Origin of the sequence: Vibrio sp. St2, assembly GCF_947311885.1 — a bacterium.
Lineage (GTDB): Bacteria > Pseudomonadota > Gammaproteobacteria > Enterobacterales > Vibrionaceae > Vibrio > Vibrio coralliilyticus.
Genome location: NZ_CAMZNA010000004.1, coordinates 273,920 through 286,416, shown reverse-complemented (window position 1 = coordinate 286,416; position 12,497 = coordinate 273,920). Strand labels below are relative to the sequence as shown.

9 protein-coding genes are annotated in these 12,497 nt (G+C 46.0%); 7 read left to right on the top strand and 2 right to left on the bottom strand.

The genetic code is table 11. From position 1 onward, the window contains the following. Window positions 1-5: 5 nt before the first annotated feature. The 3 genes from aceE (at window position 6) to lpdA (ending at window position 6,264) form a co-directional block, all read left to right on the top strand. Window positions 6-2,669: a pyruvate dehydrogenase (acetyl-transferring), homodimeric type gene (gene aceE, locus QMA41_RS14945; protein ID WP_021457056.1), complete on the top strand. Its 2,664-nt coding sequence runs from the start codon at window positions 6-8 to the stop codon at window positions 2,667-2,669. Window positions 2,670-2,688: 19 nt separating this feature from the next. Continuing rightward, the gene (gene aceF / locus QMA41_RS14940; RefSeq protein WP_172844807.1) at window positions 2,689-4,578 is read left to right on the top strand and encodes a pyruvate dehydrogenase complex dihydrolipoyllysine-residue acetyltransferase; all 1,890 of its coding nucleotides are present in this window, start codon (window positions 2,689-2,691) and stop codon (window positions 4,576-4,578) included. A 255-nt stretch (window positions 4,579-4,833) separates the two neighbouring features. Then, entirely contained in the window at window positions 4,834-6,264 is a 1,431-nt protein-coding gene (gene lpdA, locus QMA41_RS14935) for a dihydrolipoyl dehydrogenase (protein ID WP_006958123.1), read from the top strand. A gap of 117 nt (window positions 6,265-6,381) precedes the next feature. On the opposite strand, the gene QMA41_RS14930 is transcribed toward lpdA, so the two are convergent. Continuing rightward, entirely contained in the window at window positions 6,382-6,987 is a 606-nt protein-coding gene (locus tag QMA41_RS14930; RefSeq protein WP_006958122.1) for a LuxR/HapR/OpaR family quorum-sensing transcriptional regulator, read from the bottom strand. A gap of 306 nt (window positions 6,988-7,293) precedes the next feature. Here QMA41_RS14930 and hpt point away from each other — a divergent pair, with 306 nt between their 5' ends. Further along, a complete protein-coding gene (gene hpt / locus QMA41_RS14925; RefSeq protein ID WP_006958121.1) occupies window positions 7,294-7,824 on the top strand; it encodes a hypoxanthine phosphoribosyltransferase in 531 nt (176 codons plus the stop codon). A 57-nt stretch (window positions 7,825-7,881) separates the two neighbouring features. Here hpt and can read toward each other — a convergent pair whose 3' ends face one another. Beyond that, window positions 7,882-8,541, bottom strand: coding sequence for a carbonate dehydratase (gene can / locus QMA41_RS14920; protein WP_006958120.1), 660 nt, complete (start codon window positions 8,539-8,541; stop codon window positions 7,882-7,884). 354 nt (window positions 8,542-8,895) lie between these two features. Between can and QMA41_RS14915 the strand changes: the two genes are divergently transcribed. The 3 genes from QMA41_RS14915 to QMA41_RS14905 all read left to right on the top strand — a co-directional run bounded on the left by QMA41_RS14915 (window position 8,896) and on the right by QMA41_RS14905 (window position 12,453). Next, complete coding sequence (locus tag QMA41_RS14915; protein ID WP_021457058.1) at window positions 8,896-10,566, top strand: SulP family inorganic anion transporter; 1,671 nt, start codon at window positions 8,896-8,898, stop codon at window positions 10,564-10,566. A 200-nt stretch (window positions 10,567-10,766) separates the two neighbouring features. Then, on the top strand, window positions 10,767-11,681 hold the full coding sequence (locus tag QMA41_RS14910; protein WP_021457059.1) for an ABC transporter ATP-binding protein: 915 nt from the start codon (window positions 10,767-10,769) through the stop codon (window positions 11,679-11,681). A gap of 1 nt (window position 11,682) precedes the next feature. Beyond that, window positions 11,683-12,453, top strand: coding sequence for an ABC transporter permease (locus tag QMA41_RS14905; protein ID WP_006958117.1), 771 nt, complete (start codon window positions 11,683-11,685; stop codon window positions 12,451-12,453). The last annotated feature ends 44 nt before the right edge of the window (window positions 12,454-12,497 follow it).

The window sequence follows — 12,497 nt, the reverse complement described above, 5'->3', positions numbered from 1 at the left end:
TCGCCATGTCTGATATGAAGCATGACGTAGACGCACTGGAAACTCAAGAATGGCTACAAGCCCTTGAGTCAGTTGTACGTGAAGAAGGTGTAGAGCGTGCTCAGTTCCTACTAGAGCAAGTTCTGGACAAAGCACGTCTAGACGGTGTTGACATGCCAACTGGAATCACAACCAACTACATCAACACGATTCCTGCAGATCAAGAACCAGCTTACCCAGGTGACACAACACTTGAGCGCCGTATTCGTTCCATCATCCGCTGGAACGCAATCATGATCGTTCTACGTGCATCTAAGAAAGACCTAGAGCTAGGCGGCCACATGGCGTCTTTCCAGTCTTCTGCTGCATTCTACGAAGTATGTTTCAACCACTTCTTCCGCGCTCCAAATGAGACGGACGGTGGCGATCTAGTGTACTACCAAGGTCACATCTCACCAGGTATCTACTCTCGTGCATTCGTTGAAGGTCGTCTAACTGAAGAGCAGCTAGACAACTTCCGTCAAGAAGTAGACGGCAAAGGTATCCCATCATACCCGCACCCTAAACTGATGCCTGAGTTCTGGCAGTTCCCAACGGTATCTATGGGTCTAGGCCCAATCTCTGCGATCTACCAAGCGCGTTTCCTCAAGTACCTTGACGGTCGTGGTCTGAAAGATACGACAGCTCAACGCGTATACGCGTTCCTAGGTGACGGTGAGATGGATGAGCCAGAATCACGTGGTTCACTATCTTTCGCTGCGCGTGAGAAACTAGACAACCTATGTTTCCTAGTTAACTGTAACCTACAGCGTCTAGACGGCCCTGTAATGGGTAACGGTAGCATCATCCAAGAGCTAGAAGGCCTATTCAAAGGTGCTGGCTGGAACGTTGTTAAAGTCATCTGGGGTAGCAACTGGGATGCACTACTTGCTAAAGATACGTCTGGCAAGCTTCTACAGCTAATGAACGAAACTGTAGATGGTGACTACCAAACATTTAAATCTAAAGATGGCGCATACGTACGTGAGCACTTCTTTGGTAAATACCCAGAGACAGCTGCACTAGTTGCAGACATGACAGACGACGAAATCTTCGCACTTAAGCGTGGTGGTCACGAGTCTTCTAAACTGTACGCAGCATACAAAAACGCGGCAGAGACTAAAGGTCGTCCAACAGTAATCCTAGCGAAGACTGTTAAAGGCTACGGCATGGGTGAAGCGGCTGAAGGTAAGAACATCGCGCACCAAGTTAAGAAGATGGACATGACTCACGTATTACACCTACGTGATCGTCTAGGTCTTCAAGACATCCTAACTGACGAAGCGGTTAAAGAACTTCCGTACCTGAAACTTGAAGAAGGTTCTGCGGAATACGAATACCTACACGCTCGTCGTAAAGAGCTAAAAGGTTACACGCCACAGCGTCTGCCTAACTTTACTCAAGAATTTAAAGTACCTGAGCTAGAAGAATTCGCGCCGCTACTAAGCGAGCAGAAGCGTGATATCTCTACAACTATGGCTTATGTACGTACGCTTAACATCCTGCTTAAGAACAAGAACATTGGTAAGAACATCGTTCCTATCATCTGTGACGAAGCACGTACGTTTGGTATGGAAGGCCTATTCCGTCAGATCGGTATCTACAACCCGCACGGTCAGGAATACACGCCAGAAGATAAAGGCATCGTTTCTTACTACAAAGAAGCGACATCTGGTCAGGTTCTACAAGAAGGTATCAACGAGCTAGGCTCAATGGCTTCTTGGGTTGCTGCTGCGACATCTTACAGCACCAATGATCTGCCAATGATTCCATTCTACATCTACTACTCAATGTTTGGTTTCCAACGTGTAGGCGATATGGCATGGATGGCGGGTGACCAACAAGCTCGTGGCTTCCTACTAGGTGCTACTGCTGGTCGTACAACGCTAAACGGTGAAGGTCTACAGCACGAAGACGGTCACTCACACATCATGGCGAACACAGTTCCTAACTGTATCTCTTACGACCCAACATTCGCGTACGAAGTTGCGGTAATCATGCAAGACGGTATCCGTCGCATGTACGGTGAGAACCAAGAGAACGTGTTCTACTACCTAACGGTAATGAACGAAAACTACGCAATGCCAGCAATGCCAGAAGGCGCTGAAGAAGGCATCCGTAAGGGTATCTACAAGCTTGAGTCTTACGCAGGTGACAAGTCTAAAGTTCAGCTAATGGGCTCTGGTACTATCATGAACGAAGTACGTAAAGCAGCGACTATCCTAAGCGAAGAGTACGGCATCGCGTCTGACGTGTTCTCTGTAACGTCATTCAACGAACTGACTCGCGACGGCCAAGCGGTAGAGCGTGACAACATGCTACACCCAGAAGCTGACGCAAAAGTGCCTTACATCGCAGAAGTGATGGGCAGCGAGCCAGCAATCGCAGCGACTGACTACATGAAGAACTACGCCGAACAAGTTCGTGCGTTCATGCCTTCTGAGTCTTATAAAGTACTGGGTACTGATGGCTTTGGTCGTTCAGACAGCCGCGAAAACCTACGTCGTCACTTCGAAGTGAACGCAGGTTACGTTGTTGTAGCAGCGCTAAGTGAACTGGCTAAGCGTGGTGATGTTGAGAAGTCAGTAGTCGTAGAAGCGATTGCTAAGTTCGACATCGACACAGAAAAAACTAACCCGCTATACGCTTAATTGAGAAGGTAAATAAGAAATGGCAATCGAAATTAATGTACCAGACATCGGTGCGGATGAGGTTGAAGTTACTGAAATTCTTGTAAGCGTTGGCGACAAGGTTGAAGAAGAGCAGTCTCTGATCACAGTTGAAGGCGATAAAGCTTCTATGGAAGTTCCTGCATCTCAAGCGGGTATCGTTAAAGAAATCAAAGTTGCTGAAGGTGACTCAGTTTCTACTGGTTCTCTAATCATGATTTTCGAAGCCGAGGGTGCAGCAGCTGCTGCACCTGCTCCTGCAGCAGAAGCGGCTCCAGCAGCGGCTCCAGCTCCAGCAGCAGCGGCAGAACTGAAAGAAGTTCACGTTCCAGATATCGGTGGCGATGAAGTTGAAGTCACTGAAATCATGGTTGCAGTTGGCGACAGCATCGAAGAAGAGCAATCTCTAATCACTGTAGAAGGCGATAAAGCATCTATGGAAGTACCAGCACCATTTGCTGGTACGCTGAAAGAGATCAAAGTTGCAGCAGGCGATAAAGTATCGACTGGCTCACTTATCATGGTATTCGAAACAGCAGGCTCTGGCGCTCCAGCGGCACCTGTTGCAGCAGAAGCTCCAGTAGCAGCGGCTCCAGCGGCGTCTGCAGCGAAAGAAGTGAACGTTCCAGATATCGGTGGCGATGAAGTTGAAGTGACTGAAATCATGGTTGCAGTTGGCGATACAGTGGAAGAAGAGCAATCTCTAATCACTGTTGAAGGCGACAAAGCTTCAATGGAAGTTCCAGCACCATTTGCGGGTACGGTTAAAGAAATCAAGATTGCAGCTGGCGACAAAGTGTCTACTGGCTCACTAATCATGGTCTTCGAAGTGGCGGGTGCAGCACCTGCTCCTGCAGCGGCTCCAGCTCAAGCGGCGGCACCTGCAGCAGCTCCTAAAGCAGAAGCTCCAGCGGCAGCAGCTCCAGCAACGACTGGCGATTTCCAAGAGAACAACGAGTACGCACACGCATCTCCAGTTGTTCGCCGTCTAGCGCGTGAGTTTGGTGTTAACCTGTCCAAAGTTAAAGGTTCTGGCCGTAAGAGTCGTATCCTGAAAGAAGACGTTCAAGCCTACGTGAAAGACGCACTTAAGCGTCTTGAGTCTGGCGCAGGTGCAGCAGCATCTGGTAAAGGCGATGGCGCAGCGCTTGGTCTACTACCATGGCCGAAAGTTGATTTCAGCAAGTTCGGTGAAACTGAAGTTCAGAAGCTTTCTAAGATCAAGAAGATCTCGGGTGCAAACCTACACCGTAACTGGGTGATGATCCCTCACGTTACACAGTGGGACAACGCTGATATCACTGAGCTAGAAGCGTTCCGTAAAGAGCAGAACGCTATCGAAGCGAAGAAAGACACGGGCATGAAGATCACACCACTTGTGTTCATCATGAAAGCTGCTGCTAAAGCGCTTGAAGCGTTCCCAGCGTTCAACTCTTCTCTGTCTGAAGATGGCGAAAGCATCATTCTGAAGAAATACGTGAACATCGGTATCGCAGTAGATACGCCAAACGGTCTAGTTGTTCCTGTCTTTAAAGACGTGAACAAGAAAGGCATCTACGAGCTATCTGAAGAGCTAATGGCTGTTTCTAAGAAAGCACGTGCAGGTAAGCTAACTGCGGCTGACATGCAAGGTGGCTGTTTCACTATCTCAAGCCTAGGTGGCATCGGCGGTACTGCGTTCACGCCAATTGTAAACGCACCAGAAGTCGGCATCCTTGGCGTGTCTAAGTCTGAAATGAAACCTGTATGGAACGGTAAAGAATTCGAACCTCGCCTACAGCTTCCACTGTCTCTATCATACGACCACCGTGTGATCGATGGTGCTGAAGGTGCGCGCTTCATTACCTTCCTAAACGGTGCACTATCAGATATCCGTCGTCTGGTTCTTTAATTGAACTGAGATGATTGAGAGGCGGCCTTTTTAGCCGCCTCTGTTAATAGAAACATCTGACAATTGGGTGAAGGAGAACGTTTTCCTTACTTAATTGTTGGCTAGCTCACAGGCTAAATGGAATTGCTTTTCACACCATTAACATCTCTGTAAACTGTTGGCGGTCTGAAAATAACTGTTTAAAACCAACCACTCTTAAACAAAAGAATCAATACCCACTCAGCCTGTTAGGGATAATGACTACAAGAGGTCAAAATGAGCAAAGAAATTAAAGCCCAAGTTGTTGTACTTGGTTCTGGTCCTGCTGGTTACTCCGCTGCCTTCCGTTGTGCAGACTTAGGTCTTGAAACTGTACTAATCGAGCGCTATAGCACTCTTGGCGGTGTATGTCTAAACGTGGGTTGTATCCCATCTAAAGCACTTCTTCACGTATCTAAAGTAATTGAAGAAGCGAAAGCTATGGCAGATCACGGCGTTGTGTTCGGTGAGCCGCAAACTGACATCAGCAAAATTCGTATCTGGAAAGAGAAAGTTGTTAATCAACTGACTGGCGGTCTTAGCGGTATGGCTAAGATGCGTAATGTGACTGTTGTTAACGGTTACGGCAAATTTACTGGCCCTAACTCTATCCTTGTTGAAGGCGAAGGTGAGACAACAACAGTAAACTTCGATAACGCTATCGTTGCTGCGGGTTCTCGTCCTATCAAACTGCCATTCATCCCACATGAAGACCCACGTATTTGGGACTCTACTGATGCTCTAGAGCTGAAAGAAGTTCCTGGAAAACTACTTATCATGGGCGGTGGTATCATCGGTCTAGAAATGGGTACAGTTTACCAGTCATTAGGTTCTAAAGTTGACGTTGTTGAGATGTTCGACCAGGTTATCCCTGCGGCAGATAAAGATATCGTTAAAGTTTACACTAAGCGTGTGAAGAACAAGTTCAACCTAATGCTAGAAACGAAAGTGACAGCAGTTGAAGCGAAAGAAGACGGTATCTACGTGTCAATGGAAGGCAAGAAAGCACCTGCTGAAGCAGAGCGCTATGATGCAGTTCTAGTGGCTATCGGTCGTGTACCAAATGGTAAACTTATTGATGGTGAGAAAGCAGGTCTAGAAATTGATGAGCGTGGCTTCATCAATGTAGACAAGCAGCTTCGTACAAACGTACCTCATATCTTTGCTATCGGTGATATCGTTGGTCAACCAATGCTTGCGCACAAAGGTGTGCATGAAGGCCACGTTGCTGCTGAAGTTATTGCTGGTAAGAAGCACTACTTCGATCCTAAAGTTATTCCTTCAATCGCTTACACTGAGCCAGAAGTTGCATGGGTTGGTAAGACTGAGAAAGAAGCGAAGGAAGAAGGCATCAAGTACGAAGTGGCTACTTTCCCTTGGGCTGCATCAGGTCGTGCAATCGCATCTGACTGTGCAGACGGTATGACTAAGCTTATCTTCGACAAAGAGACTCACCGTGTTATTGGTGGTGCGATCGTTGGTACTAACGGTGGTGAACTACTAGGTGAAATCGGTCTAGCTATCGAGATGGGTTGTGATGCAGAAGATATCGCGCTGACTATCCACGCTCACCCAACTCTACATGAGTCTGTCGGCCTAGCTGCTGAAGTATTCGAAGGTTCTATCACTGACCTTCCAAACAAAAAAGCAGTCAAAAAGAAAAAATAATTTCTCTGAAGACTGAATAACAAAAGCCGCTGAGTAATCAGCGGCTTTTTTCATTTTAGGTTTTTTGCAGACACAAAAAAGCCGGGTGAACCCGGCTTTACGATGACACTGGTTAATCTACTTGTAGATGCAAAGCATATCTAGGTAGCTTTGTGTCAGGCGGTTTACAGACTCATCATCTTGAGTACGGTTAGCCTGCACAAACAGTGAGTAGCAGATGCCGTGGAATAGTGTCGCTAGGTCTGCTGGGTCGTGATCATCACATACTTCACCGCGCTCGATTGCTTTGATAAACATGTTCTGAACTAGAAGCTGGTTGGTGCGGTTTGTGGTAACAAACAGCGGCCATACTTCATCTCGTGTCGATGCACTCCACTCGAACCAAACTTTAAGCCAGTGGCAGTCATTGACAACAAGGTCAACCATTGCCGAAGTTAGGTTGCGTAGGTTTTCTTTTGCATGAATATCAAGATCGATATTATCTGATAGGAAGTTTGAGAACTGACGAACTACGTAGTTAAGTACATCATCAACCAAGTCTTCGCGGGTTGGGAAGTAGTTAAAAACAGTAGCAACAGAAACCTGAGCGATTTCTGCAATGTCAGCATGACCACCACGACCAATACCACGACGAGCAAACACCTCTAATGCGATTTCCATCAGTTGTTGTTTACGTTTTTGTGGTGAAAGACGCGTACGCGGTCTCTTAGCTATAGAATCCATAGTTATATTTCCTTGCCAATTGAGTTGTATATGTGGGCTTTTGCCCTAATTAGTATTTTATTATTGCTTTCGCAGTAATGAGTGTAATGGTGCATATGAATTAGGTCAACGATTTCAGTTCATTTAATAATCATTTTTATTAATACCGTGCTAATGATCATGTAGTTGCATATGTTTATTGCAGCCTTTAATCAAGCAAACGTTTCTCCTGCTGCATAGTGGTGTTAAACTACGCGCTTAAAATCATCTGGCGGTATATAAACTAGTATTTAGTGAGTATTCGCTAATGCAGAAAATGAGATTGGTATGAAACATACAGTAGAAGTAATGATTTCTGAGCAAGAAGTTCAGGAACGCGTAAGTGAATTAGGTAAAGAGATTACCGCTCACTACCAAGGCAGCGAAGATTTGGTGCTGGTTGGCCTGCTACGTGGCTCATTTGTCTTTATGGCAGACTTGGCTCGAAAGATTGAATTGACTCACCAAGTTGATTTCATGACTGCTTCTAGTTACGGCAATACGATGGAAAGTTCGCGAGATGTGCGCATTCTGAAAGATCTGGATGATGACATTAAAGGCAAAGATGTGCTGATCATTGAAGACATCATTGATACGGGCAACACGTTAAATAAAATCAAAGAGATCCTGACTCTGCGTGAACCTAAGTCAATTGCGATTTGTACTCTGCTTGATAAGCCGTCTCGTCGTGAGGTGGAAGTTCCGGTCGATTGGGTTGGCTTTGCTATCCCAGATGAGTTTGTTGTTGGTGTGGGTATTGATTACGCGCAGAAATACCGTCACCTACCTTACATTGGTAAAGTGGTTCCTCAGGAATAAATGGAAGCCATCTAATACGAATGTAAAAAGACCCGCCTTGTGCGGGTCTTTTGTTATCTAACCTAGTACAGGTGAAGATAGGATTTTATCTAAGGCTTCCTGATGACTGCTTTCTAACGTTTCTCTACTTGAGCATCGCACACCTAAATCTTGCAGCTTGCCATTGCCGATACCGTAAACAACCCCGTGGATTTGAATCTCCTGGCCGCGTTCCCAAGCTCCCTGCAAAATCGTTGAGTTGCCAAGGTTGTATACCTGTTCAGCAACGTTAATTTCGCACAGTTTGTCGCCCCACTGCTCACGTGGCAACGACTCGATTTCTGTTTTGTATTTGAGGTAGTTATCACGAATGTGCAGCAGCCAGTTATTGATCAGCCCTAACTGAGGGTTATCGATTGCTGCGTTCACTCCTCCACAGCCATAGTGACCGCAGATGATGATGTGTTTTACTTTCAGTACATCCACTGCATACTGAACAACAGATAAACAGTTCAGATCCGTATGGACAACTTGGTTTGCGACATTTCGGTGAACGAATAGCTCGCCTGAATACAGGCCGGTTAGGCGCTCAGCAGGCACTCGGCTGTCAGAGCAACCGATCCAAAGGAATCCAGGGTTCTGGCCTTCTTCAAGTTTTGCAAAGTACTCTGGTCGTTCAGCCTTAATGGATTCAGACCACTTTGAGTTGTTTTCAAAAAGCTGTTTTATTTCCGGCATCTTACAATCAATCCTTAACAATTCTTTCGCTACTATACACAATGTTACAATTTCGTTCCTGTCAAAACTGTGTAAAAAGGTACTCATCTGACGTGTTCTATCGTTAAAAACCATAAACTTAGTAGCGAACCTAACAAAGAGTTATAACGTGTGCCTGTTGGAACTAGAATGGCACTAACTTTGACCTAGGGTATTTGCTAGAATTTAATTTTCGATGGTGTTTCTCAGAAGATGGCGTCAATGTTTGCCCAAATTAACTACTTTTGGTGGGGTTATTCGGAAGGCCGTCTATTTTATGAGTAGCTCTCATTACCGAGTATCAAAGTAGCATTAATTAAGCAGTGGGGCTGAATTGTGTTTGGAAGTCGTTTTGAAGATATCAATATAAAAGGGGATGTCTTTGGTGGTGTCACCACCGCGATCATTTCTCTGCCATTGGCATTGGCGTTTGGTGTTGCCTCTGGTGCTGGCGCTGAAGCTGGCTTATGGGGCGCTATCTTGGTCGGATTGTTTGCCTCTTTATTTGGTGGTTCCAATTCGCTGATTTCCGAGCCTACAGGTCCAATGACGGTGATAATGACAGCCGTCCTTACCAGTATGATGGCCAAATATCCTGAGACAGGGATGGCGATGACGTTCACGGTTGTGATGATGGCCGGTGCGTTTCAGATATTACTTGGAACATTGAAGCTCGGAAAGTATGTTACCTTGATGCCGTATAGCGTGATTTCTGGCTTTATGTCAGGAATCGGCGTCATCCTGATTATCCTACAGCTATCTCCACTACTTGGTCATGCTGCTCCTTCAGGTGGTGTATTAGGAACCTTATCCGCGCTCCCTGACACCGTTGCCAACATGAAGTTTAGCGAGCTATTTCTTGGCCTGCTGACCTTAGGGATCTTGTTCTTCTTCCCGAAAAAATACCGTAAATACGTTCCGGCTCAGCTAGTGGCATTAATTACCGTTACTTTGCTATCCGTTATTATCTTTGATACTGAGGCTATCCGTCGCATTGGCGAGATACCTGCAGGTTTGCCGTCACTAGTGATTCCGCATATCGATGCTTCGATGTTTACCGAGATGGTTATTGATGCGCTAGTGTTGGGAACACTTGGGTGTATTGATACTCTGTTGACCGCCGTTATCGGAGATTCACTGACGCGTAAAGAGCATAACTCGGATAAAGAACTGCGTGGTCAAGGCTTGGCGAATATGATCTCTGGCCTTTTTGGTGCACTGCCGGGGGCTGGTGCAACCATGGGGACTGTAACTAACATTCAGGTCGGCGCTCGTTCCCCTCTGTCTGGTGTGATTCGTGCGCTAATGCTGGCGCTGGTGGTGTTGGTCGCTGGTGGCCTAACAGAGCCGATTCCAATGGCAGTTTTGGCTGGTATCGCCGTTTACGTTGGCTTCAACATCCTAGACTGGAGTTTCATCCAGCGCGCGCACAAAGTCAGCTTTGCCGGTATGGCTATTATGTATGGTGTGATGCTGCTGACGGTGTTTGTCGACCTGATTGTGGCGGTTGGACTTGGGGTCTTCATTTCAAACATCATTATCATTGAGCGTTTGAGCCGTGAGCAAGCGCGTCAGGTCAAAGCCATCAGTGATGCTGACGAAGATGACGTCCCTCTTACGGATAGTGAACGAGGCTTACTGGATAGAGCGAATGATAAAGTGCTGTTCTTCTATTTGTCTGGGCCGATGATTTTTAGCGTTTCAAAAGCGATCTCACGCCAGCATAGCAGTATTTCCGATTATGAAGTGATGATACTCGACCTGACGGATGTGCCTATGATTGATGTAACTGTCGGACTAGCGCTGGAAAATGCGATTAAAGATGCTCTTGAAGCGAATTGCCAAGTTTATCTTCTGTGTCCAAATGAAAGCACTCGTCAGCAATTAGAAAAATTCCATGTTATTGATTTAGTCCCTGAAGAAAACACCTACAGGTTCCGCTACGAGGCTCTCAAAGCGGCGTTGAAACACGTCGAGAGCGATGAGCATCAGTTTCAAGCTGTTTAAATTGATAAATACCTACCCACGCCGCTGACTCTCAGCGGCGTTTTTGCAACAAGGTTACAGCACTTCATATTTCCAAATAAATCGAATCGTGTAATTGTATTCATCGTTATTCAACGATAAACTGAATTACATTCGCGGCACTCTAACGGCATACGCACGTTACCCACATCCGCACAAAACCAACAATTACACTGAAAACTATGTACGCATTAGAAATTGAACAACTCCGCAAAACCTATGCGGGGGGATTTGAGGCGCTGAAGGGTATTAGCCTCAACGTCGCCAAAGGCGACTTTTATGCCTTATTGGGGCCTAATGGTGCCGGTAAGTCGACGACCATTGGGGTGATCTCCTCTCTGGTCAACAAAACGTCTGGTAAGGTCAAAGTGTTTGGTTACGACATTGATCAGAACTTGGAGCTGGCCAAGCAGAATTTAGGTTTAGTACCTCAGGAGTTCAACTTCAATCAGTTTGAAACGGTTGAACAAATCGTGCTACAGCAGGCAGGGTACTATGGCGTATCCCGCACTTTGGCGAAACAAAGAGCCGAAAAGTATTTAACCAAGCTCGATTTGTGGGAAAAACGTAACGAACGTGCACGAAACTTATCTGGCGGAATGAAGCGTCGCCTGATGATCGCTCGTGCTTTGGTCCACGAGCCTAAGTTGTTGATTCTGGATGAGCCGACTGCTGGAGTCGACATTGAACTGCGTCGTTCTATGTGGGAGTTTCTTAAGGAAATTAACCAAGAAGGCATCACGATTATTTTGACGACTCATTACCTTGAAGAAGCTGAAATGCTATGTCGCAACATAGGGATCATCAGTAAAGGTGAGCTGATAGAAAACACCACAATGAAAGCATTGTTGAACAAACTTCATGTGGAAACCTTCATTCTTGATTTGGAAGATGGAGTGGAAGTGCCTCCTCTGAAAGGCGTGAATAGCCAGAGTGTCGTCAACGGTTCACTGGAAATTGAAATCGAGAAGAGTGAAGGGCTCAATGCCATTTTTAGTCAATTGACGGAGCAGGGCATCAAAGTGCTGTCGATGCGTAATAAGGCCAATCGATTAGAAGAGCTGTTTGTGAATATTGTCCGCGAAGGAGGCCAGTAAAATGTACCGTATTTATTGGACTGCTTTTTGTAGCCTATTGACCAAAGAGGTTAATCGTTTTACTCGAATCTGGGTTCAGACACTAGTGCCACCGGCGATCACTATGACTCTGTACTTCATTATTTTTGGTAGCCTGATCGGTTCTCGAATTGGTGAAATGAACGGCTTTAGCTATATGGAATATATAGTGCCGGGCTTGATCATGATGTCTGTCATCACCAACTCATATTCCAATGTGGCTTCGTCCTTTTTCAGTGCTAAATTTCAGAAAAATATTGAAGAGCTATTGGTGGCTCCTGTCCCTAATTATGTGATCATTTGGGGATTTGTCATGGGCGGAGTAGTACGTGGTTTACTGGTCGGTACTATTGTGACTTTTGTGTCGCTGTTCTTTGTTGATCTGCAAGTAGATCACTGGGGCATTATCATCGCAACAGTCTTTATGACGTCAGTGGTGTTCTCATTAGGTGGCTTGATCAATGCGGTTTACGCGAAGACGTTCGATGATATTTCGATCATCCCCACTTTTGTGCTGACTCCGCTCACTTATCTCGGTGGTGTCTTCTATTCGATTAGTCTGTTGCCTGAATTCTGGCAAGGCGTGTCGAAAATCAACCCGATTGTCTATATGGTCAATGCGTTCCGTTATGGTTTCTTGGGTGTTTCGGATGTTGGGATTGTGACCTCATTCGGTGTGCTTGGTGTATTTGTCGTTGCCTTATATGCAGTAGCCCACTACTTGGTGACTAAAGGCATTGGTCTGCGAAGCTAATTGTCAAATCGCTTATTGAACCAAAAAGAAAAGGGTTGACGCTT